A 24,490-nucleotide genomic window follows, 5' to 3' on the forward strand; every position below is an offset into this window, starting at 1 on the left:
CTGAAGAATCTCTACGCTGGAAGGTATGTCGAAGTTCCCTTACCCCAGTGGAAATGTTCCGTTACCAATTTCTGTAGCCTGGTTGCCTCCAAGCCCTGAAGGGCGACCTCATACCAGCCCAGGGCGAAGCCCTGGGTCAGGAGGCGACAAAATGCAGAGCGCTGTAAGCGCGATTCATAGATATCACCACTGCCCTATAGGTTCCACATGCAATCCCGCTACAAGTCAGAATTGCACTTCTCAAGAAGCTCCTTCAGGCTCTTCTCCGCGTGCTGTTTTGCAGATGGCTCCATCTGCTCCGTGATCGCAAGAGCCTTTCGATACTCAATCGCAGCCTCCTGCTTCCGGTTAAGAGCAAGCAGCGTGTTGCCCAGCACAAGGTGAGCATCGAGCCCTTCGGGAGCGAGACGGACAGCCTGCGATGCCGCAATCAATGCGGCCTGGGGATCCGGTTTGAGATGGGAGCTGGGATCTCCGTTGAGCAGTTTGCGAGCGCGGACCTCATACATCATGGACGATGCGAGCGGCAGCTCGAAGTCGCCGTGATAGACCTCAACACCGTTCATGATGATGTCGTCGGGCTTCCGGTGAAAGAGAGAATCGTAGGGATTGCGCACAGAGCTTCCGAGCTCATAGCCACTTAGAACAGAGTCGCTGATCAGGATCGTGCCATGGATGACTGGTGGAACTTCGAGGTCGACCATGCCACGAGATTCGAGCGTGGGGAGCAACTTGCAAGGGATGCCATAGTCGGCAGGCAGGACAAAGGGCTCGACGAAGTAGGCGAAGTAACAATCATGGATGTTGTGCTGGTCCAGGTAGGCCTTCGTCCATTTGAGGTTCTGCCCCCACTCCACCGCGGCATCGCTGAGGTAGAGGCGGGTGTGCGAAGGGCCGCCCCAAAGCTCGTTGCTGTAGGGCATGTAGTTTGGGTAGGCATGCAGGCAGGAGACGATGTTCCAAAGCAGAAGTCCTGCCACCGGATAAACAAAGCGGCGCGATTGCCGGATGAGCGCGACGGCTGAGGCCGCGGCGAGCACGAGCAGGAACGGCACGACCGGAAGGATATGGCGAATGCCCACGTTGAGCGGAGAGGTGAGAGCAAAGCCCAGGAAGGCTACCGGTGGCACGAGAACAAACCAAAGCTCGCGCCTGTGAATGCGGCCCGAGAGGATCGCCCAGACGGAGGCAGCGAGAAAGAGCAGCACCGGAAGGGTGAGTTTGATCAGCAATACGATGGGAAAGTAGTACCAGACCCCGCTGGCGAGGATATGTCCAAAGAGATAGGTTGGCTGATTGCCCGCGACTCGGCGCACATCGACCAGACCGAAGAGATAACTCTCCGGCAGAAGGTGATGGTGTACGGCGAAGAGGATGATCTTGTTGTCGAGCGGAGGCAGCGACACCATCGTGGACTGCAGCGAAGGGATCGACATGGGGCCACCGGGCACCATCCGATAGCGAAAACCGTAGAGCGCCCAGAGAACGAAGATGCCGACAGCCAGGATGCAGGCCAGCGAGGCGGCGGAGCGAAACAGAATGCGACGCAGATCCGCTACGCGGTGCTGGGATGTGCGTGCGGTTTGCCACCGGCTGCACAAGTCACCCGCGGCCAGCAGAATAAGCATGGGCGGCAGAAGGATGGCAGAGTGTTTTGCCGCGAAGGCCAGACCCGTTGCCAGCCCCGTGAGGAGCAGACGCGACAGCGATGGGGCCTTGGTGTAGCGATAGAAGGCGTAGACCGCGGCGAAGAGCATGCAGGTAACGGCAGAGTCTGTGGTGATGATGCCTCCGTTAGTCAGGAGGCTGGGCTCGAAGGCTACGAGGGTTAAAGCAATCAATGCAGCGACAGGCCCGAACATCTCCCAGCTTGCGAGGAAGACCAGCACGGCAAGCAGCAGAGCAAAGACCATGACGGCGAGACGGGCGCGATACAGCAAGGTGTCGCCTGCGTAAGCGCCGCCATGAGCGGGATCGTTGCGAAAGACCAGTTCGCGCCCATTGAAGTAAGCTTCCCACTTGAAGTAGCGGCCCTGGTAGGGCTGAACGGCAAGATTAAGCGACAGCAACGGGAACGCTGCCACCATCTTGGCGAGCGGTGGATGCTCTGGATTGAGAGCAAAATCACCGGCCTTGAGCGACATGTAGCCTGCGAAGAGGTGGTCGCACTCGTCCCAGGTGGAGGATTGCTGGCGCACGCTCAACGCAAGTTGAGCCGCCATGGAGAATAACAGCAGACAAGCGATGAGGAGTACGAGTGGCTTATTGCTACTACGCATTCAGTCTCCGAAGGGCTTTTCGATGGGATTCTATTCAGAGCAGGAAGGGACTAGAATAACGGCTGTCCAGTGTGACGGCGGCAAAATGTTGAATTCGGGCCAAAATATCGAAGCTTCAACTATCGGACAGAAACAGTTCCTGATAGGGCTCAACCCGGGGCCGCCGGCAGACTATGTGTCGCAGGATTACGGCGACTATAGCCTCTACACCGCCGAGCAACACCGCTCTGTGTGGGAACGCCACACCCACAACTGCACCCAGATCACCGTTGCCATGAGCCCCGCGCAGGTTCGCGGCGAATGGCAAGGCGCAAACGGACATATCGAACGCCGCGAGATGAACGGCGATATGGCCTGGATCGTCCCGCCTGGCGTAGAACACATCATTCACTTCGATCGGCCAGCCACGCTGATCCATCTTTACCTTGCCGAATCCTTCTTCCACAAGATGGTGGAAGATGTGCCGAATTCGGTAGAGCATTCCTTGATCCCTTCGATCCTGGTTCGCGATCCTTTTCTGGTGGAACTTGCGAAATCTCTTCACCGCGAAAGTCTCGAAGGGCCGCTCTCGCCGCTCTTTACCCAGTCGGTAGCAACACTCACGGCAACGCATCTGGCGCGTTCTTACAGTAACCGCAGCCGTGCCGTTCCTTCCTGTCACGGAGGCATGGGCCCCAGCCGCGAACGCCGCGTACTGGCCTACATCGCCGAACATCTCGATCAGACAATCACGCTGGAAGAGCTGGCAAAAGTCGCCGAGATCAGCCCCAACTATTTGATCGCGCTATTCCGCCAGTCCCTTGGAATGACTCCGCACAAGTACGTGGTGCAGCAGCGCATCGAACAAGCTCGCAGGCTGCTGAATGAACGTGACCTCAGCTTGCTGGAGATCGCACAGCGTTGCGGATTTCAGGACCAGAGCCAGTTCACAACGGTGTTCCGGCGCTACGCCGGAGTCACACCGGGCCAGCTTCGCCGCTCGCTCTAGAACAGAACTTTGTTCTTCCTCGTAGCTCTAAATCCTCACAGCTCGTAGCTCAACAGGAATTGCTCGCCCTCTAACTCTTTTTACCCAGCGCCGCACCAAACACATTCAGCAACCCGCCGGCAGCACCCATAGCACGGCGTGCGTTCTTCGAAGTCATCCTGCGTACGATCTGGAACAGGGAGGGCGGTTCTCCTTCCGCCTCCTTCAGCACTCCATGCAGATCGTCCGGGTTGATGTCCTTCAGCAGGTTTCCCGCCAGCAGCGATAGCCGCAGCAGGTTCACCATCTCTTTGGACGAGACTAGATCCGCCACGTGGTCGACAACGGTATCCTTCGCGCCCAGAAGACCGTTCATCAGGTTCAGCACATCTTTTTCGTGCAGCTTCTCCAATACTTCATACGCTGCAAGAATGGCCTCGGCATGTTTCTCAGGAGCCTCATGCACCTTGCGCACCAGGTCCTCGCGAGGGTCCACTGGTTGATACACCCGAAAATCAACGGCGACTGCCATATTCTGCTCCTTATTTCTTACCCTGCATCAGTGGGACTTCCGCGTCTCAATCTGCACCAGCTTTGCCGAACCGGGCATGCGATAGTCGGCGCGCTTCCACTTGCGCTCGACCTCCACTCCGGTCTGTGGAGTTGGAGAACCCGAATAACGGAAATTCAGCCGTTTAAGCGGGTTGCTTCCCTTCTCAGGCAGCACCTGCATGTTAACAGCGGTCTCCTTGAAGGCTGGCGTGTCCGTCGCCGTATCGGTAAACGAGCCGGTCAGCACATTGACCGGACCTTCCTGCGACAGCAGCGGCAGATAGATCTGCTTCCCTGTCACGCGAGCCGTAACCAGCACCTTGATCTTCAGCGAACCATAACGGCTTGTGAGGCGCACCCATTGCCCCGAATCGATATCCCGCTCCTTCGCCAGGTCTGGAGAGATCTCCACCCACCGCTCCGGCGTCTCCTTGAAGATACCGGCAACACGATGGGTCATATTTCCCTCATGAAAGTGTTCCAGTATCCGGCCATTATTGAGGAAGAGGTCGTACTCTTCATCCGGGCTGTCCGATGGCTTACGGTACTCCAGAGGGTAGAACTTTGCCTTGCCATCGGGAAAGTTGAACCGTTCCGTGTACAGGATCGGCTCATCTTTTCCGTCCGGCGTAACCGGCCACTGCAGCGTCTTGTAGCCCTCCAGGCGATCGAAGCTGACGCCCGCGTAGAGTGGCGTCAACGGAGCCATCTCCGCCATGATCTCCGAGGGATGCGTGTAGTTCCAGTTCGCGCCCATGCGGTTGGCAATGTCCTGCGTGATCTTCCAATCGGCACGGCTGTTTCCGAGCTCCGGCAACGCTTGATACAGGCGCTGTACGCGGCGCTCTGTACTGGTAAATGTGCCTTCTTTTTCAAGTGCGGGCGAGGCAGGAAGCACGACATCCGCATAGCGGCAGGTCTCGGTAAAGAAGATGTCCTGCACCACGAGGAACTCCAACCGCTCAAAGCCGCCGGCGACGTGGTTGGCATTCGAATCGGCCGAGATCATGTCTTCGCCGGCCATATAGATCGCATGCATCTTGCCGTCATAGACGGCATCAATCATCTGATGGTTATCCATGCCGTTCTTCGGCGGAAGCGTCACACCCCAGGCCGCTTCAAACTTCTGCCGGACAGCGGCATCCGTCACGGGTTGATAGCCTGGAAAGTTGTTCGGCATGGCGCCGATATCGCTAGCGCCCTGCACATTGTTATGACCACGCAAAGGATACGCACCACACCCCGGCCGCATGTAATTGCCGGTCGTCAACAATAGATTGCTGATCGCCGTGGACGAGTCCGATCCCATAACGTGCTGCGTAATGCCCATCGCCCAAAGCACGCACATGGTGTCGGCGTGCGCGATCACTTCTGCAACCTCGATCAGCGTCTGCAACGGCACCGCGCAAACCTCTGCAGCAAACTCCATCGTGAACAGGTCGAGACTCTTACGATAGTCGTCTACACCGTTCACCCACTTCGCGATAAAGTCGTTCTTCGCGTAGCCATGGTCGAACATGTAGCGGGTCATCGCCGAAAGCCACACCAGGTCGGTACCAGGCTTGGGGCTGAAGTGAATATCGGCCCGCTCGGCCATCTCATGTTTGCGGGGGTCGGCGACAATCAGCTTCTGCCCAAACAGTTTGTGGGCACGCTTTACGCGCGTCGCCAGCACCGGGTGGCTCTCTGCCGTGTTGCTGCCAATGATCAGCACCAGCTTGGACATGCCGATATCTTCAATCGATCCCGAATCGCCACCATAGCCAACCGTACGAAACAGTCCCATCGTCGCCGGGGACTGGCAATAACGCGAGCAGTTATCCACGTTATTCGTTCCGATCACAGCCCGTCCCAGCTTCTGCATCACGTAGCCATCTTCATTCGTCGCCTTCGACGAAATAATGACCCCGATGGCGTCCGGACCATGCTGCTGCTTGATCTGCCCAAGCTTGCTGGCAACCAGAGTGAGCGCCTCCTCCCACTCCGCCTCCCGGAAGGTATTGCCCTCGCGGATCAGCGGCTTCAGCAGACGCTCTTTGTGGTTTACATAGTCCCAGCCAAACTTACCCTTTACACAAGTAGAGATCGCGTTCGCATCGCCGTTCAGCGGTTCGACCTTCAGGATGTGCCGGCCCTTCGTCCAGATGTCATACGAACAGCCGACGCCGCAGTAGGTGCAGACGGTCTTGGTCTTCTTGATGCGCTCTTCGCGCATCACAGCCTCGGTCTGCGACACCTCCATCACCGCGCCGTAGCCCATCTCCGGCTCAATAGCCTTGATCACGTCGATCATCTTGTCGAGCGTCTTCTGTGGAGTGGACGTCAGATAACCAGCTTCGCCGAGCATGGATTTTTCCATCAGCGCATTGCAGGGACAGACCGTAATGCAGTGGCCGCAGGAGACGCAGCTTGAGCCGCCGATCTGCATCCCGCCGTCCCAGAGCACACGGGGGCTGTCGAGCTCCCAGCCGATCGTCAGCGTCTCGTTCACCTGTACCGTCTGGCAGGCTTGCACGCAGCGTCCGCAGAGAATGCACTGGTTCGGATCGTAGCGATAGAACGGATTCGACATGTCCACTTCATACGGCTTCTTCGTGAAGGGACGCTCCTGGTGCTCCACCTTCATAGCGAGCGCCGTATTGTGGACAGTGCAGTTCTCGTTATTGTTGTCGCAGACGGTGCAGTACAGCATGTGATTCCCGAGAATCACATCGAACGCCTCCGCCCGGGCGTCCACAGCACGCTTCGACTCCGTGACGATCTGCATCCCGGCCGACACCTTATGTCCGCAGGATCGAACCAACTGCCCATCGACTTCGACCAGGCATGTATCGCAGGTCTGGATCGGCCCCATCAGCTTCGAGTGGTAACAGACATGGGGAATTTCTTTGTCGCGGAGAACCGCTTCTAAAACCAGCTCGCCCGCCTGGGCTGTAACTTGCCGTCCGTCTACAACCACCTGTACCGTGGACTCTATTTCCACCTCAGCCGGTGGAGGGACTATCTTGTCTATGATCTCGATCATCGTTCCCGCCTCTGCCGCTCGAAGGTGGCAAATCCAGCACAAGCCACCGGGGCAACACTCTAGTGTCGTCCTATCAATACACCCGTGGATGTTCATTTCCTACATATTTTTTCAAAAAGTACCGATGTTTTTGTATTTTTTTCAAGCCACGGTCCTTAAGCCCTTTCGCATCTATTGGTAGTGGGTATAAGTTTTCAATTTGTACTGGAAATTGGAAGATCTTCCAGCACAGGGAATGCCAGTACGAGGAATGCCAGCCCAGCGAACCGGTAAGGTTACCAGCGGAACGCTGTTCGGAACCATAACGATGCAGATTTTGCCGAACGATCAGATTCCCGCGATAGAAAACAACAGGTCAACCGCCCCAGTGTCGATCTATCGCGTGGACTCGCAGGGATCCGCCCTCTTTCCCGACACATTAGCCGTCGAGGAACCCCTGGAGATCCAACTGACCCATGGCCCCCGAAGCGCCCGAACCACCAAATCCATCACCGTCACGATGCGAACTCCCGGCCACGACGAGGAGTTGGCCGCAGGCTTTCTCCTGACCGAAGGCGTTCTCGAAGACAGCGCGCAGATCGTTCGCATCGACGCATTTTCGGACCCCCTAAACTCCGAGCCTTCCAGCGGCAGCACGCTTCCAGCGTCGACTCCCGGCAATATCGTCCGTGTGGAGCTGGAGCCGGACGTAGAAGTCCGCACAGCCACACTCGAACGGAACTTCTACACCACGTCAAGCTGCGGCATCTGCGGCAAGGCTTCCCTTCTAGCTCTGCGATCCGTCTGCCCGCCGCGGAGAGCCAATACGCTGTCGATCTCCGCCGAAATACTCTATGTGTTACCCGAAGCACTGCGCACCGCGCAGCGGGTCTTTGACGCTACGGGTGGCCTGCATGGCGCTGGGCTGTTCACCGCGGAGGGCGAGTTTGTTCTCTCTCGCGAGGACGTTGGCCGACATAACGCGGTAGACAAGCTTCTAGGGGCGCAGTTTCTTGCCGATGCCATCCCCCTGCGCGACAAGGTGCTAATGCTGTCCGGCCGCGCCAGCTTTGAACTACTGCAAAAGGCCGTGATGGCGGGCATCCCCATGGTGGCGGCAGTCGGTGCGCCTTCGAGCCTTGCCGTCCAGGTCGCTCGCGACTTTGACATCACTCTGATCGGCTTCTTACGCGATCGACACTTCAATGTCTACCACGGTATTGAACATATAACTGGCCACAAGATGTCCAGGGAGGTATCCGCATGAAACTGCGACTAAAAGGTAATTCGGTACGCTTGCGCGTGACGCGCTCAGAACTTGCCCGGCTGCAGGCCGGCGAACGGATTCAGGAAACAGTCCATTTCCCTTCCGGTCCCAACGCTAAGTTTGCTTACGCTTTGGAGATCGGTTCACACAGCCTGCCGGTCGCTGTGACCTTTATGGACCAACAGATTGTCGTCAGTGTGTCTCAGGATCAACTTGCAAGCTGGAGCGGCGAACATCAGGTCGGCGTTTACGCTTCGTTGCCTGTCGATGAAACGACGGTGCTCGAAGTAGCTATCGAAAAAGACTTTGCCTGCCTGGACCTCAGCGATGCAGATAACATCGACACCTTTGCCAACCCGTTAGCAGGCAAAGCCTGTTAGAAGTATTACCGGAGAACATTAGTGAAATTCAACATGTTCTGCAATAAAATCCACCTGCCGGCTCGCAGCTCCATTGCCCTGGCTATCGTCATCGCATCCACTGGCATCCATGCCTTCGCGCAGGCCACTATCTACGCGGACTATCCCCAAAAACGCGGAAAAATCGAGCCGCTCCAATGGAGCGATCTACCTTCGTGGATGACCTTGAGCATGGAGCTTCGCGGCCGTACCGAGGGGCAAACATCCTTCAACTACACCCAGAACGGCGATCGCATCTATGAGCTGACCCGCATCTACGGTGCGGTTGAGGTAAGGCCGACAAACTTTCTTACCGGCTATCTGCAGTTCATCGACACTCATGCCCTGGGCTTACCGACTCACGTTGTAGCCGCCAACATGCGCGATGCGTTCGATCTACGCCAGGGCTATGCCGATCTGCACGGCAGGCCAGGCGGCGTACCTGTCGACCTCTTCGCTGGGCGGCAGGAGCTGAAGTTCGGCAGTGAACGAATCATCGGTATCAGCGACTGGACCAACAACAGCCGCACCTGGGACGGTTTTGATGCCCGCATCGGGGACAAGAACCGGGTTGACCTGTTCTCCACCTCCGTCGTTGCCGTGCACCCCACCTCGCTAGACAAACACGGCGCTGGCCTCACGTTCCATGGTGCGTACGGCTCGATCTCGACGTGGATTCCTAAGGTTCACCTTTCGCCTTATGTGCTCGTGCACACAGTGCGCGGAGTGACCAGCAATCAAGGCGTCAAGGGGAACGAGGTAGAAACAACGTTCGGCGCGGAAGTAGAAGGAACCCTGCCTGCGAACTTCGATTACGAAGCCAACGCCTCGTTACAACGCGGCAGCTACTCAAATAACTCGATCCATGCCGGCCAGAACTTTGACAAGCTCTCTTACACCATTGAAAAACTTCCGTGGGAGCCGCGCATCGGTGGCGAATTCGACTACGCAACCGGCGATGGTCACACCAACGCGAACCGCATCAGCACCTACGACCAGTCCTATCCCTCGAACCACAATGCCTTCGGTCTCGTTGATTTATTCGGATACCAGAACATTCGCCAGGAGCGCATCAATCTGGATCTTGGACCAACGAAGAGCCTTTCAGTATTGGTTCAGGGTGGTTTCTTGAACCTTGCGCAGAAGAATGACGCGCTTTACTCTAGCTCTGCCTCTGTAACCCTTAAACCACCCACGGGAGGGTTCGCCACAGACGACATCGGTCAGGAGTTCGATGCCTCTGCAAAATACGTCTTCCACGATTACATCGTCGCCAACATTGGCGTGGGTCACCTTTTTCCTGGCAGGGTGCTTCTCGATAATAAGCACGGTGCCGCGGAAACAATTGGCTATTTTTCGCTTACCTACCGCTTCCGGGTGGACAAGCAGGCTCCCACCAAACAGAAATAGAAAGGAACTATAGAACATATGTCTGACAAAGAGTACAACCCTCTAAGCCGCCGCAAATTTCTTGGGACTTCTTCTGCAGCTTTAGTGGCTATCGCCGGCATGCAGGCCACGGCTTCCGCACAGCAAGCAACTCCCATCCACTCCAAAGATCATCACCTCGTCAACGAGAGTGAGCCTCAGCCGAAGAACACCGCGCTTGACGCTCAGAATCCGTCTTCCAACTTCCCCCCCGAAACCGATTCCGGCGGACAGCCCCCCTTCAAATACCCCTTCTCCTTCGCGCACAAGCGTATCGAAGGCGGTGGCTGGACCCGCCAGGTAACCGTACGCGACCTTCCTATGTCGAAGAAGATGGCCGGCGTACAGATGCGGCTCATCAAGGGCGGCGTTCGCGAACTGCATTGGCACGTAGGGGCGGAGTGGGCCTTCATGATCTCCGGCAGCGCCCGCATCACCGCCGTCGATCAGCACGGACGAGGTTTTGTCGATGACGTCAACGAAGGAGATCTCTGGGTCTTCCCGGGTGGCATCCCTCACTCCATCCAGGGTCTGGGCCCGGACGGCGCTATGTTCCTGCTGGTCTTCGACGACGGCAACTTCAATGAGTTCGAAACCTTCCTGCTCACCGATTGGCTGCACCACACCCCGCCCGAGGTACTCGCCAAGAACTTTGAGGTCCCCGATGCGACCTTCGCCAATGTGCCTCCGAAGGAACTATTCATCTTCGAGCGTGAGCTGCCACGCCCGCTGGCTGAAGAGAAGCGTCAGGTTGAAGCCGTCACCGGTGGTGTCCCCAATTCGTTTGCCTTCTTTACGAGCAAGATGAGCCCCACCAAGGTAACCAAGGGCGGCGAAGTCAAGATCGTCGACGCGAAAAACTTTCCCGCATCGAACATCGCGGCCGCCATCGTTACGCTCAAGCCCGGAGGCCTTCGCGAACTGCACTGGCATCCAAATGAAGACGAGTGGCAGTACTACGTCAAAGGCAGCGGACGCATGTCCGTCTTCGCCGCAGGCGGCCGCGCTCGCACCATGGACGTTCAGGCCGGTGATGTAGGTTATATCGACAGGTCCCTTCCCCACTTCGTCGAAAACACAGGCGACGAGGATCTGGTCTTCCTGGAAGTCTTCCCGACACCCCACTACGAGGACATCTCTCTCGCCGAGTGGCTGTCGCACACCCCTTCCCGGCTCGTCGATCAACACATCGGCACGGGTGAAGATTTCCTGAACAAGATCCATAAAAAAGAAGCAGTCATTACGCCTGAATAGCCATCTGGCTGTGGATGCCAGGCAAAGGGCATCCACAGCTACTCATCGATAGATATCCGAATATTGTCATAACGACCTGTCACCATAGACGGCCGTCAACCGCATGGAGTAGTTTGAATGGCTCGAAGCTGAACAATACAGCTTCACGATTCATACGGCGTCGTAAAAATATTCAAGAGGTGAACATGGCTCTATCATTTCTAGCTCGGGAACGGTCCGTAGCTGCTCCGGGATACAGCCGTTGGCTGGTTCCGCCTGCTGCACTCGCAATTCATCTTTCGATCGGGCAGGCATACGCCTTCTCGGTCTTCAAAAATCCTCTACTCGCTCTACACGCTACGAACGGAGGTGCCTGGAATCAGAAAGAAGTCGGTTACATCTTCTCGATCGCCATCGCCTTCCTCGGCATCTCGGCTGCGCTCTTCGGAGCCTGGCTTGAGAAGGCTGGACCGCGGCGTGCCATGTTTTACGCCGCTATCTGCTTCGCCTCCGGCTTCTTCGTCTCTGCCGTGGGAGCTCAGCTCCACAGTCTCGCCCTGATCTACCTCGGCTATGGTGTCATCGGCGGCATCGGCCTGGGGCTCGGTTATATCTCACCTGTCTCGACACTGATCAAGTGGTTCCCCGACCGTCCCGGCCTCTCCACAGGCCTCGCGATTATGGGCTTTGGCGGAGGCGCTATGATCGGCGGCCCGCTGGCCAGTAACCTCATGGCGCACTTCAAAGCTCACGGACAAGCTGTCATTCCCATGACCTTCCTGGCCATGGGCGTTCTCTACTTCATCTTCATGATGTATGGCGTCTTCACGATTCGCGTACCTGCTCCCGGCTGGAAGCCCGAAGGCTATGTGCCGTCGGAGAAGCACTCTGCGTTGATCAGCTCGCACAACGTCGATGTGACGACGGCCTGGAAGACGCCCCAGTTCTTCCTGCTCTGGATCGTTCTCTGCACGAACGTAACCGCAGGAATTGGAATTCTCGAACAAGCTTCGCCGATGATCCAGGACCTATTCAAGGGGACCATCGGACCGGCTGCCGCAGTCGGTTTTGTCGGATTGCTGAGCCTCTTCAACATGGGCGGACGTTTCTTCTGGGCATCTGTCTCCGATTACATCGGGCGCAAAGGTACTTACTTCTGCTTCTTTACTATCGGCGCAATCCTTTATTTTCTACTTCCAAAGATCCACACGGTGGGTGCGTTCGTCGGTGTCGCCTGTCTCCTTTTGTCGATGTACGGTGGAGGCTTCGCAACAATTCCGGCTTACCTGAAAGATCTCTTCGGTGGTTATCACGTAAGTGCTATTCACGGCCGCGTACTAACCGCCTGGTCGACTGCCGGCATCGTTGGTCCACTCATCGTCAACGGCATTCTCGACCACTACGTCGCTATCGGCCGCCCCAAGGCGCAGGCTTATCCTCTAATCCTGCACATCATGTGTGCCCTTCTGGTCGTGGGATTCCTTGCCAACCTCATGATCCGTCCGGTCGCCGAGAAGTACTGGATGCAGGAAAAAACCGCCTGACCGGCGAGAAAGCGAAAGCACATGACGACGGACATCAAAAAAACACCCGCAGCAGCAATCCTCGTAGCTTGGCTGATCGTCGGCATCCCCGCAGCCTGGGGAATCTACAACACGGCTCTCAATGCAAAGAAAATCTTTGCAGCGCCACCACCCGCTACCTCCACAACAACGCCAACAACGGCCGCAAAGTAGCATCAGCATGCTAACTACAAAGGGTTCCCAGGTACGGCTTTAAGCCGTACCTGGGAACCCTTTGTAACTTTGTCCCTGCTTTTATCAGGTAGAGTCTGACGACTTATCGGACAATAACAAATCCCAGATTTTGCCCTCCCACAGAGTCGTCATCCTGAGCGAAGCACCTCGCGCTTTTTGCGAGGTGCGCAGTCGAAGGACCCCGAGGGATTTGATCTTACCCAGGAGGTAGGTACCTTTTCCAGCACGAACGTCCAGGCTCGAACGCTCGAGGTCGAAAAGGGATGAAGGACCTGGGCAAGATAGCAACCCTCGGGGTCCTTCGACTGCGCGTCCCCAAAAGCTGGGACGCTCGCTCAGGATGACGATTCAGTGGGAAGGCATAGAACAAGAGCTATAAGAACGCTTCTAGAAGCAGGCATACCCGATCTGATACGAGGTCGAAGGAGCCAACGCTCCTGCCCCGCTCGAGATCACAAATCCAGCAGTTGTAGGTGAAGAGATAAAGATGTTGCTCAACGCCGTTGCCGTCGCCGCATTCTGGGCCGTGGGAATGCAGGTATTCGGAGCCTGTCCCAGAAGCGTCGCAAAGGTAACAGTTGCCAGTGGCGACAGCGCTGCCGGCCCTGTGCCCGTCGTAAACGCTACAACACCCGAAACACTCGTGCTGGTGGTTGAGAGAGCTACTCCGGAAGGAGAACCTCCTAAGCCCAGCCCAGCGGCGACCAACGGAACGGCCGAGTTACCCAGGAATTGTGATGCCAACACTTGTCCCGTATTCAGACCAGAGCCTGCATTGCCGGTAGTGCCATTGCCAAGACACAGCATCGCGGTACCCACAACGCACGGAGACAAGCCCAGATAGTTACCCGCAGTCGTAGGCTGGGTCGACCAGCCTACGACATAGTTCCCTGCGAGCCTCACGTTATTACCAAAGAAGGAAAGATCCGTGGCCGAATTGAAACGCATGCGAATACTGTTGTCTGCACTCCATCCGATGTTGTAACCGGACTGGTTCAACTCCGTGGTCCCGTTCCAGGTCAGGACCGCGCCGGAAGCGACGTTGATGGTCATGGTGGAACCCAGCCCGTTCATAAATCCATTGGCCACAAACTGCGTGGTAGCCCCGAGTTTGAGCAGCGTTGCGCCTGTGCAGGAACCGGAGGCATTCACGCACTCTCCACGCAGGAAGATCGTGTCATCCCCCGCGTTGCCGCCAACCTTGCCCGTGCCGCTTACCGACATCACAATGCCGGTGGAGTCGACAGGCTCCACGATTGCGTCAATGAAGGAGTGGTAGAGAAAGGTATTGTTCTCCACCGAGAAGCCGATCTGATTGGTCCGAACCTCGGCTCTGAACCCGCGGATCGAGCTATACCCAAAGCTGTCGGAGAACGACGTTCCCGCCGTATTCGTGAAGCGTATGGCGATGCTGTTGTTCGTGGACGTGATGTCCTGCAGCGCCATTCCTTCCGTGAACGAAACCGTGTTGTCGAACCAGTAGGCCGCAGAGGTAGCCGTTCCCGTAAAGTTGTTCACGGCCACATTGGTCAGGTGGATCTTCGAGATATCGCCGGCATGGATACCGCTTACAGCCGTGGACGACTGGTTATAAATCGAGCAGTTTTCAACGCTTGGTCCCTGGTTCGGCTGCGTAGTCGCTGCACCGCTGATCTGCACACTCGGAAGAATGCGGATCGCATCGCCCGAGCCGGTATAGGTGAGAATGGCTCCCTGTTCGCAATGCAGATCGAGATAGGGAGAGTTCAGGTTCATGGTCGTGCTGAAGGTGTAGTTGCCTGCGGGAATGAGAACAACGCCCTGTGTCCACGTCTGCGAGTTCTGCGTTACCGTGGGCAGCGAAGCAATCGCGGCATTGACCTTCGCACCGATATCGGCACCGCCGAAACCGGTGGCATTGACCAATCCCACGCCTGAACCTGAACCTGAACCTGAACCAGCACCTGAACCTTCCATGCCTTCCAGGGCAGGTTCCAGTGAAGCCTTCGACGAAGCAGGAGCAGCCGCTTCCGGCTTATTTACGTCGGGAGAAAACATACCCGCCAGAGAAGCGTCGGGAAGATTGCTGGCTAAGAGCATAGGGGTTTGGCTTGCGCGATGACTCTGCCCCATCGCGACCGCACTGGAAACGACCAACGCCAAAACGGCGACTCTGCAACTGAACGCTTTGATCCGCATAAATTCTCCTCACTCAAATTGCGTCCCCTTTCCGCCCAGGCAAAAGAAGAAGGCTGAACCTGCAACTTTTGCCGATGAACATAGCGAGAACGTTACCAGCGGGAGAATTGATATACGTAGAAGCAAATACTTGTCAACATTTTTTCTAGACAACAAAAATATATTTATAAAAGCGCAAGGATGAACCCAGCTGAGAAATAGTTTCACCTCTTCATCGCACAGTTAGACTTCAAGGGAGCATCGTTTCCCGCAAATACCCAAGGGCCTACAACGTAGGCCCTTGGAGGTATCACAGCTTGTAATCGATGGAAAATAAAGAGGAAATAGACAATGCTATCGCGTATTTTCAAGTCCTTCACCAGCATGTCAACCCCTCATCCCGGGTTTATGCAAAGTGAAAAGGCAGCGGCCTACCGTCCAGCATAGTCCTCGCGGGAAGCAGCCTCCGCTCCATTCAACCGGAGGATATTGCCCTCTCCTGCATCGATCTTCATTTGCCTTTGGTCACGAATTAAATCGATACCGTTCTCATCATTTCCCTCCAATAGCGATTCGCTAACGGTCACATGCTCGCAGTTGAAAAAGCTGAGTCCGCTCTTCCAGTTACGAGCCGCCTCACATCGTTCGACCTTGATCGTGTCCACGGAGATCGCCCTGAGTCCGGCCCCGGCAAGCGAGCCATCGAGCCGCGAGCCGCGTATAAGAACACGTTGGCAGTGAGTGAGCCGAAGAGGATTGTGATTGCCCGGTCCAGGTGCCACCCGGCCACCGCTGTCGCACAGGTCGCACTGCGCAATCGAGACTTCTGCAACTCCCTGAAGATCCACCGCGCTTAAGGTGCAGTTGCGGACCGTAAGCCGCTCCAGGCGCATCCGCTGCATCTGCCCCTGCCGATCGGCAATCAAGTGCACACCTCCGCGAGAAGCCGCGCGATACGTGGCATGCACCCTGCGATCTTCATTCGGATCTGGCTGCGGAAGATGCTGTGTGCCGCCTTCTACGATGAACTCGCGCAAGACTACGTCGTGCAGATCCAGCTCCGCAGCGACGAGACACGCACCGGAGAGAGTCGGCTCAAGCGAGATAATCGTGCCTCGCCCAGCTCCACTCATCGTCACGCCACTGGGTATCCGTAGCGGCTGTGCCAACTCGTAGTATCCAGCCGCCAGAAAGAGACTCCCTCCCCCAGCCTGATGCAGCGCATCCAGCGCTGTCTGGATAGAATCGCCCGGAGCGATCCGCTTCGCATTTGCTGGTGCCTGCACAGCATTAAGAGACGCTCCAGGCAGAGCCGCTGCGGGAATTTGAGGCGCGGCAGCCTTCGCGGGAGCAGCACTGGGTTCGGCTCCGCGGTACTGAGTCAACGTCGTCTTTGCATGCTCTCTCGCCTTCAGTACGGCTTGTTCCGTGTAAGGCATATCCAGCCCCTTCACGTAGCGATAGTGTTGATAGGCGACCTCGTAGAAGTCGGAAAAACTACCGCGGCCTTTGGTCGCGATATCGCCAAAGTAAGGCACTGCTTCCCCCAGCATGTACTTCGAGGTGTACTCGAAACCCAGCGCCAGCCGGTTATCCGCAAGACCAAACAGATCGACGCCCTGGTGCCAGCAGACCAGCGCCGTCAAAGCGAAATAGCCCAGCCCCAGTTGCGTGTGCCCCATATCGCGGACGGACTCCTCGCACTGCCCAGTCGGAAAAACATACTTCGTGATGCCGGAGTTCTTCTGTCCAAACTTGTAGTGCGTAACTACCTTCTCAAAGAGGGCATGGTCTTCCGTAAAGACCGCAATGGCTGCCAGAGTTTGCATGATCGCAGCATCCCAGTTGCCGTTTGCCTCCGGGAAAAAGTCCACATCGAGTGGGAGATAGACCTCCGTCATCATGCGCTTGAAACGCTCCTCGCGCTCCGCTCCCCATTCCGGATAGGTCGCGCGCAGGATCTCGGCAGAGTTACACAGGGCCGCTCCAGTCCAGCCGGCAATCAGCTTTCCATCGTTACCGCCAAAGTTCCAGAGCGTCCGGCTCCACGCGTCCAGGATCTCGGCTGTCTTCTCCGCATGCGCCCGATCCCCTGTCACATACCACTGCAGCACATGGCTGTTCGCCGCATCCACACTGGCATGCAACTCATCGTCCCCATTCTTCTGCAGTCCGTTGGCTCCGCGAAAGATATGGGTAACGGGTGAAGGAACAAAGGATAGCGAGGACAGGGGCAAGGCCAGCATCTCCGTCCACTTCCCAAACCAGGGCTCCTTCCGTGCCAGCACCATCGACTTCATGAACTCGAGCTCGGCACGGGTTTGGAGAATGCCCGGATGCACGAAACGCCCTCTGGAAGAAGAGCCCTCACTCCGTGCAGACTGAGCCTCCGCAACAGCGGCAGTCGATCGTCCAAACTCCACTCCTGCGGCCAGGGCCGCGGCCGTATATCCAAGAAACTCTCTTCTGCGCATCTCTATCTCCTCTTTCCTTCAGGCTTCGTCTTCCAAGGCAAGAGCGACCCCAATTCCTTGCTCCCTCGAAAACTTCGTAAACCGTTGAATGACATAAGAATCTCCTCCTATATCTCTGCAAACTCACAACCATAAGCATCCCCCTGTCGCGGTTTTCGGGGAATGCCTCATGCGTCTCAGACTTTGCCTGATAACGTTACTAGAATTTTGTCTCTTTTGGCTTAATTTCATTTGCACTAATTTGTTTTTATCCAGGAAAATACCCCTCGAAACCCTTCGCCTCTATGGGACTGAGAGTCATTTCTCTTCCGTTTTCGTGCAGGAAAATGAAGGATAGTTGGCTATTTTTGCACTTTTACAATGCGAACCCAAGGCTTTGAAAGAGTCCATCCCCTTGGATCTTGACAACGATCCACGACTCCTTGTACGCTCCCCTCCGAAATGCTAACGATACTTATTACGACTCGAAAAAGAACTCACACCTTCTCAACATAGGGCTGGAATTCTTCGCTCGAGCGCCCCCGCAACAGCTCCAAACTCCCTTTATGAGGCCACCATGCAACGACATATCCCCTACAAGATTCAAGACAGCAAACGCTGGTTTTTCTTCGCGATCCTGCTCGCCCTCCTTATCTTCAGCACGAGCGCAACGCAGGCGCAGCGGATCACGGCCTCACTCAAAGGCACTGTCCATGACTCGACCGCGGCTCGCATTCCAAACGCGACGGTCACCCTCACCAACACGGGTACTCAGGCAAACTTCAAAGGGTTGACGGACAGCACCGGGAGCTTTGACATCTCCAACCTGCCTCCCGGCCCCTACACGGTAACCATCGAGGCCACAGGATTCAAACGCCTCGTACGTTCCGGCCTCATCCTCGATGTCGATCAGACTGCAGGAGAGGACTTTACCCTTGAGCTGGGCACCGTCTCCGAGACAGTGCAGGTGACCTCCGCTGAGCCTCTTCTGGAGACCCAATCCTCCGACGTAGGCGCGGTCATCGAAAACAAGAGCATCGAAAATCTTCCGCTCAATCAGCGAAATCCGTTCAGCCTTGTACTGCTCGTGCCTGGTGTAACGGGAACCGTCAATGCCAGCTTTACCGGCCTTCAGTTCAACGTAAACGGAGGCAGGGCCGGCAACACAGACGTTTTGCTGGATGGTGTGCCAGCCGCTCCTCCGACAGACGACGTCACCGTCCTCAGCATCTTTCCCTCGGTCGACGCCACCCAGGAGTTCAAGGTCCAGACCAGTAACTTTTCAGCTCAATTCGGCAATGCCGCCGGTGGCATTATCAACATCCTGTACAAGTCAGGAACCAATAGCCTGCATGGCAGCGTCTACGACTTTCTGCGCAACTCGTATCTCGACGCAAACAACTACTTCTCGGATCAATTAGGGTACCCACTCCCCGCTTTCAGGAGGAATCAGTTTGGGTTCAGCCTGGGCGGCCCGGTCTATCTGCCCAAGCTCTACCACGGGCGCGATAAGACCTTCTTCTTCGTGGACTATGAAGGCCTTCGCCAGACTCAAGCCGCGCAGCTTACGACCACCGTGCCCACGCTTGCTGAGCGCGGCGGCGACTTCTCAGCGGATGCGACATCGTCCGGTGCCGCAATCTCCATCTACGATCCTCGCTCGACGGTCGCAACCGTCACCTCCACAGGCACTGTTTACACCCGCACTCAATTTCCCAACAACAAGATCGATCCATCGCTCTTCGATCCGGTTGCAGCCAATATTCTCAAGTACTATCCTCTGCCGAACACAGCGGGTCAATTCGGCCACAACAACTATGTTGTCAACGCATCGACACCAACATCCATCAACCAATACGACATCAAGGTCGACCAGATCTTCAGCGATCGTCAGCGTTTGTCCTTCCGCTTCTCGAAACGCAATCCCGTCAACGGCTTTGCTCATGAGTTCCCTGCCGCCATCCAGGTCGCTCAGAATGCATCAACTGGTTCCCAGCCTGCCATTGGAGCGGGGCTTGACTATACCTTTGCCAAGAGCAGCTCCTATATCTTCGAACTCCGCGCCGGCGTCTCCCACGTCTACTACAACACCGCCACAGCCTCCGATGGCTTCGATCCCACAACGCTGGGCTTTCCTCCTTATCTCGCGGCAGCAGCCATCGCGAGTTCGGCTACCTCGCTGACATTCCCAGGCATCGCCCCTGCCGGCTATCTCGCCATTGGCGCGGGTAGCCAGCAAGGAAAAGGAACTGCGGGCTATCTTCAGGACTCCTTCCTGATCAACAACACCAAGGTCCTCTCACACCACACGCTGAACTTCGGCGGGGAGTTCCGCATCCTGGCAAATAACTCCAACCAGAACGGAGAAGCCACCGGTGCCTTCTCCTTCGGCACAAACTTCACTCAGGGCGGGAACGCCCTCACGGCCTCCAGCACCAGTGGAGACGGATTTGCCTCCTTCCTGCTTGGACTGGGCTCAGGATCGGAGATTCAGGCGTTCAAGATCAGCGATACCACCAGCCACTATGCCGCGGCCTATCTGCAGGATGACTGGAAGGCATCCGACAAATGGACCTTCAATGCAGGTCTCAGATATGAGCTATTTATTCCCAGAACCGAACGTAAAAACAGAACCACATGGCTCGATCTGAACGTGCCCTCTCCACTCGCCTTAACGACCACCCTCACGGGCTTAAAGGGCGGTCTGGAATACGCCGGGGTCAACGGTAATCCGAGGACCACAACCGATGGCACCTATCTGGACTTCGCTCCTCGGGTTGGCTTCGCCTATCACCCCACCACTTCGCTTGTCGTGCGTGGGGCCTTCGGCATCTTCTTTGCCGACAGCCCCAATCAGGCTGCCGCTACAGTTCAGAACACAGGCTACCGCGCCACAACGCCCTACAACGGCACGCTCAATGGAGCCACTCCCAACGCCTATCTCTCGAATCCCTTCCCAACAGGCTTTGTTCCGCCCACGGGAAACACGCTGGGACTTTTGACCTCAACCGGCAGTTCCATCGTGTCGCAGCTCCGCCGCCAGCCCGCTCCTTACTCAGAAAACTATCAACTGGGAGTGGAATATCAGCTTCCCGGCAACTGGCTTATCGGGGTCACCTATGTAGGCAATCACGGCGTACAGCTTCCCTACAGTCCCACCTATAACCAATTGCCTGACTCCGATCTTGCTCTCGGGGCACAGCTTCTGACCGCTATCCCTAATAACCCCCTGGCAGGCAAGGTTCAGGTCTCGGGACCTATCTCCGGCGCCACGATTCAGCAGCGTTACCTGCTCTCCGCTTATCCTCAGTTCACAGCCGTAAACGGATATCAGGTAGCAGGCGCCATCTCGCACTATGACTCGATACAGATCAAGGTCGAACGGCGATTCAGCAAAAGCGCTACCGTCCTGCTGTCCTATACCGGCTCGAAATCCCTGGATGACTACTCCATCAGCAACTCGAACTTCGGCTCGAACGGCACCTATCAGGACGCAAGCATTCCTCTGATGCAGGATTCTTATGCACCCTCTACCTTCGACATCCCAAAGAACCTCGTAGTCAGTGCCGTCTACAGCCTCCCCTTCGGTCGTGGAGAACGTTTTGGCTCCAATTGGAATCGTCTCGTCGATGCAATCTTTGGCGGATATCAGGTGAACGGTATCTATAGTGCCCATAACGGAACCCCAATCGCCCTGTCCGCCAGCAATGTGGCAAACATCTTCAACCCTGGCGAACGCCCGAACTACAACGGTCAGGATCCGAAACTTCCAGGCAGAGTGGAAGATAAATTGAAGAAATATTTCAATACAAGCTCCTTCTCCCAACCAGCAACTTATACCTTCGGCAACACGGCCCGCACCCTGGGATATCTTCGCAATCCAGGCCTGACCAATCTCGATATCTCCGTCTTCAAACAGTTTTCAATGGTGGACGGAATCAAGACTGAAATCAGGGGTGAAGCCTTCAACGCCTTCAACACGCCGGCCTTCTCCGGCCCCGATGCAGGGGTCACGGACGGAACGTTCGGACAGATCACCTCTCAAGCCAACACTCCCCGCGAGATACAGGTCGCAGTCAAGATCCTGTTCTAGGACCATGACTTCCGTGCCGGCCTCTTCCACGAGCGGCCGGCACGGAAATCAATTTCAGCAAAACACAATTTTTTATAAGTGAAATTTAACTTTCTTTACGAATAACTAATTCAACTCAAAAACTCGAAATCCCCCAGATCTCCCCACTTTGCGCACCGAAACGCAACCAGGGACAACGATCCATTCTTCCCAGGGTCTACCATCTCGTACCCAGGGATACGCAGCCGCAGGAAGCCCTATCCAAATCTGAGGCCAGCTTTACAGTTGTTGGTAGCGCTGAATTGCCAAAATAGTATTGCTTCGTCATCCTTAACGAATCTGCTCTCTGCAGACTCACGAAGGGCACTCCATGAAATTCGCTTACGTCTTGCTGTTCCTGTTTAGCACCTCCCTGCTGGGTCAGCAGGCCACTCCAGCCACGGCGGCCGCTCCTATCGTTGCGCAGGCACCCGCAACATCGCCTCCCCCTCAACAGATCGAGGGCATGCAGAGGAAGCTTGCAGACTGGCCGGCACTCGCGCACTATCGCGACGAAAATATCAAGCTCGGAGACCCGGCCCCCGGAGAGAAGCGTGTGGTCTTTATGGGGGATTCCATCACAGAGTTCTGGGGTAAAACCTATGGCAAGTTTTTCCCCGGCAAGCCTTATGTGAATCGCGGCATCAGCGGACAGACGACGCCTCAAATGCTAGTGCGCTTTCAGCAGGATGTACTGCACCTGAAGCCCACCGTAGTCGTCCTTGCGGGCGGCATCAATGATATTGCAGGCAATACCGGACCGGAGTCCCTGGAAGATATCGAGGATAACTACCGCTCCATGGTTCAGTTGGCGAAGGCCGCTCACATCCGAGTCGTTATCACATCACCACTTCCCGCGTCATCGATCCCCTGGCGGCCAAGCTTGCATCCGGCAGAGACTGTCCGCCAGTTGAACTTATGGATCAAGGAATATGCGCAGACCGAGCATCTGGTATACGTCAACTACTATTCAGCGATGGTAGACGACCATGGCGGCATCCGTCCCGATCTCGCCATCGACAAAGCCGTACACCCTAACGATGCCGGTTACGCCATCATGGAGCCTTTGGCCCAGCAAGCGATTGAACGCGCGCTTGCCGAGCCACAGCCGTAACGCCAAACTCAAAGGTGGAACTACAACCCGCTGGCTTTCCCGCCTTGAACGAAGTGGCGAGCATAAGCAACCTCCGGCCGCTGAGAGTGTGCGCCATCGTTTGTAACCTTCAAGAGCTGTTTGTAATAGCTCTCTGCCTCTTCGTGCTTCCCTGCTGCTTCCGCAGCACGGCCTGCGTGATAGAGCGCGTTCAAACGATTGGGGCTCAGTTTTAGCGCTGTACGGTATTGCACCAGGGCCTCTGCCGGACGATTATCTACCAGAAGCATGTCGGCATACATCTCGCGTGCCGGGATATCGACCTCAGCCTGGCCTACACGGTCCTGCCTGTCCGCAGCAGAAGCGATGAATTGAAGAGCCTCTGCGTCCTTCTTATGCGCGAAGCTTTGCCACGCCTTGATCGTGTCCTGGGCTACCTGTCTCTCATCGGAGATCGGACTGCCATCGCTGGCAAGTTTGCCATAAACAGCATCAGCTTCTGCTGCTGCCCTGTCCGCTGCCACAGCATCACGAAGATGTCCGGCAGCGATAGTCTGCTCCCAGGCCCGGTAATACTGCGCAGAAACCAGGGGGTGAGCAGGCTCCGGAATAGCGAGGACAGCCTTCCAGTCGTGCGTCTCAAGACCATAGATGCCAGGCAGCTCTACCTCAAAGTAGGTCATGAAAAGGGCCATGCCATCGTTCTCAATGCCGGGCAGCGAGCGTAGATGCGCGAGCATGGGTTCGGTGTAATCGAGTACCCGCTTGGCATCCGCATCATCAGCCTCCTGGAGATAGGCATAGAGCAAAAACTCGTAGGCATGCATCTGATGCCCAACGCCACCCAGGTGATTTTTCTCGGCATACTCCGAGGCGTGAACCGAAGCCTCATTCGAATCGATGTCCTGCTGCCACATGCCCAGACGCGCGAAGATGTGGCCTGGCATATGCAGGGCATGCGCGGAAGATGGTGCGATCGACGCATATTTTTCCGCGGCGGCAAGCGCTTCGGGGGCTAACTGCGGGCTGTCGCAGGTGTGAATGATGTAATGGGCCAGCCCAGGGTGATCAGGATGTGCCTCGAAAGCAGGCTCCAACACAGCCAGGGCTTTGCGGGCATCTCCCACTGGATCCTGTGTGCCGATGCTGGCTGCCAAGCCAAGACCATAGAAGGCCGTGGCTTCGATATCCTCAGGATAAGCTGTGTGCAACGCACCCATTGCAGAGTCGTAGCCCTGCAGTGCTTTTTCATTTTGCGAAGGATCGGCGTGGAGATAGCCGCTCAGAGCCGCGATATAACGGCGTTCACGATCTGTCTTAGCATTGAGCGCAGTCGCTTTATCGATCTCCGCCACACCGGCCCTGCGGCGATCGTCAGGCATGCCATCCCAGAAGGGACGCCACTCGGTCATGGCCAATCCCCATTCGGCCATGGCGCAATTCGGATCGGCCACAGCCACCGCCTGAAACTGCTTCTCTGCTTCCTCATACCAAAAAGAATGCAGGAGAGCGACACCACGCTCAAAAGGCAGCTGCACAGACGCAGCACAGGAGATCGGCATATGAACGGCGCCGAACTTCTCGACCGACATCGTATCCCCGCCCTCCGCTCCATGGTGATGATGCTGTTGCGCCGAGAGAGATGCGGAAGAGACCAGCAGAACAGGAACAAAGCACATCGCGAAAAGCTTCTTCATCCCGCCAAAATTTATGGCGGAAGAAAACAATGGGGACTGAGTATATATAGCCAAGAGATACCTCTGTGTTTCTTTAATAAAAAGTGGTTGCCTG

General features: G+C 56.3%; 15 protein-coding genes. 9 read left to right on the top strand and 6 right to left on the bottom strand.

What is annotated here, in order from left to right:
- Positions 1 to 218: 218 nt before the first annotated feature.
- Entirely contained in the window at positions 219 to 2,279 is a 2,061-nt protein-coding gene (locus ACIX8_RS12620) for a glycosyltransferase family 39 protein (protein WP_014265729.1), read from the bottom strand.
- An 85-nt stretch (positions 2,280 to 2,364) separates the two neighbouring features.
- Between ACIX8_RS12620 and ACIX8_RS12625 the strand changes: the two genes are divergently transcribed.
- Positions 2,365 to 3,267, top strand: coding sequence for an AraC family transcriptional regulator (locus tag ACIX8_RS12625; RefSeq protein WP_223295532.1), 903 nt, complete (start codon positions 2,365 to 2,367; stop codon positions 3,265 to 3,267).
- Between the two features lie 70 nt (positions 3,268 to 3,337).
- Here the strand turns inward: ACIX8_RS12625 and ACIX8_RS12630 are convergent, their stop codons facing one another.
- Together ACIX8_RS12630 and fdhF are read right to left on the bottom strand one after the other, a co-directional pair.
- Positions 3,338 to 3,778 (bottom strand): DUF1641 domain-containing protein, encoded by a 441-nt coding sequence (locus ACIX8_RS12630; RefSeq protein ID WP_014265731.1) that lies wholly within the window; start codon positions 3,776 to 3,778, stop codon positions 3,338 to 3,340.
- Between the two features lie 27 nt (positions 3,779 to 3,805).
- On the bottom strand, positions 3,806 to 6,823 hold the full coding sequence (gene fdhF / locus ACIX8_RS12635) for a formate dehydrogenase subunit alpha (RefSeq protein ID WP_014265732.1): 3,018 nt from the start codon (positions 6,821 to 6,823) through the stop codon (positions 3,806 to 3,808).
- 250 nt (positions 6,824 to 7,073) lie between these two features.
- Between fdhF and fdhD the strand changes: the two genes are divergently transcribed.
- From fdhD to ACIX8_RS25960, 6 genes are all read left to right on the top strand, one after another.
- A complete protein-coding gene (gene fdhD / locus ACIX8_RS12640) occupies positions 7,074 to 8,069 on the top strand; it encodes a formate dehydrogenase accessory sulfurtransferase FdhD (protein WP_014265733.1) in 996 nt (331 codons plus the stop codon).
- A complete protein-coding gene (locus ACIX8_RS12645) occupies positions 8,066 to 8,449 on the top strand; it encodes a DUF7009 family protein (RefSeq protein WP_014265734.1) in 384 nt (127 codons plus the stop codon). The genes fdhD and ACIX8_RS12645 overlap by 4 nt, the downstream gene beginning before the upstream one ends.
- A 21-nt stretch (positions 8,450 to 8,470) precedes the next feature.
- On the top strand, positions 8,471 to 9,877 hold the full coding sequence (locus ACIX8_RS12650) for an alginate export family protein (RefSeq protein WP_014265735.1): 1,407 nt from the start codon (positions 8,471 to 8,473) through the stop codon (positions 9,875 to 9,877).
- Positions 9,878 to 9,895: 18 nt separating this feature from the next.
- On the top strand, positions 9,896 to 11,149 hold the full coding sequence (locus ACIX8_RS12655) for a cupin domain-containing protein (protein ID WP_014265736.1): 1,254 nt from the start codon (positions 9,896 to 9,898) through the stop codon (positions 11,147 to 11,149).
- 185 nt (positions 11,150 to 11,334) lie between these two features.
- Positions 11,335 to 12,672 carry an L-lactate MFS transporter gene (locus ACIX8_RS12660; protein WP_044176679.1) on the top strand — a complete coding sequence of 446 codons (1,338 nt, stop codon included), beginning with the start codon at positions 11,335 to 11,337 and terminating at the stop codon, positions 12,670 to 12,672.
- A 21-nt stretch (positions 12,673 to 12,693) separates the two neighbouring features.
- Positions 12,694 to 12,864: an MFS transporter small subunit gene (locus tag ACIX8_RS25960; RefSeq protein WP_190273776.1), complete on the top strand. Its 171-nt coding sequence runs from the start codon at positions 12,694 to 12,696 to the stop codon at positions 12,862 to 12,864.
- Positions 12,865 to 13,272: 408 nt separating this feature from the next.
- Here the strand turns inward: ACIX8_RS25960 and ACIX8_RS12665 are convergent, their stop codons facing one another.
- Together ACIX8_RS12665 and ACIX8_RS24575 are read right to left on the bottom strand one after the other, a co-directional pair.
- Complete coding sequence (locus ACIX8_RS12665) at positions 13,273 to 15,063, bottom strand: hypothetical protein (RefSeq protein ID WP_014265737.1); 1,791 nt, start codon at positions 15,061 to 15,063, stop codon at positions 13,273 to 13,275.
- A gap of 410 nt (positions 15,064 to 15,473) precedes the next feature.
- A complete protein-coding gene (locus tag ACIX8_RS24575; protein ID WP_014265739.1) occupies positions 15,474 to 17,516 on the bottom strand; it encodes an alginate lyase family protein in 2,043 nt (680 codons plus the stop codon).
- 556 nt (positions 17,517 to 18,072) lie between these two features.
- Here ACIX8_RS24575 and ACIX8_RS12675 point away from each other — a divergent pair.
- Positions 18,073 to 21,588 carry a TonB-dependent receptor gene (locus ACIX8_RS12675; protein WP_014265740.1) on the top strand — a complete coding sequence of 1,172 codons (3,516 nt, stop codon included), beginning with the start codon at positions 18,073 to 18,075 and terminating at the stop codon, positions 21,586 to 21,588.
- Positions 21,589 to 21,937: 349 nt separating this feature from the next.
- Entirely contained in the window at positions 21,938 to 22,720 is a 783-nt protein-coding gene (locus ACIX8_RS12680) for an SGNH/GDSL hydrolase family protein (protein ID WP_014265741.1), read from the top strand.
- Between the two features lie 20 nt (positions 22,721 to 22,740).
- Here the strand turns inward: ACIX8_RS12680 and ACIX8_RS12685 are convergent, their stop codons facing one another.
- Positions 22,741 to 24,396 carry a tetratricopeptide repeat protein gene (locus tag ACIX8_RS12685; protein WP_150110593.1) on the bottom strand — a complete coding sequence of 552 codons (1,656 nt, stop codon included), beginning with the start codon at positions 24,394 to 24,396 and terminating at the stop codon, positions 22,741 to 22,743.
- Positions 24,397 to 24,490: the final 94 nt, after the last annotated feature.

Source organism: Granulicella mallensis MP5ACTX8 (assembly GCF_000178955.2).
GTDB classification, from domain to species: domain Bacteria; phylum Acidobacteriota; class Terriglobia; order Terriglobales; family Acidobacteriaceae; genus Granulicella; species Granulicella mallensis.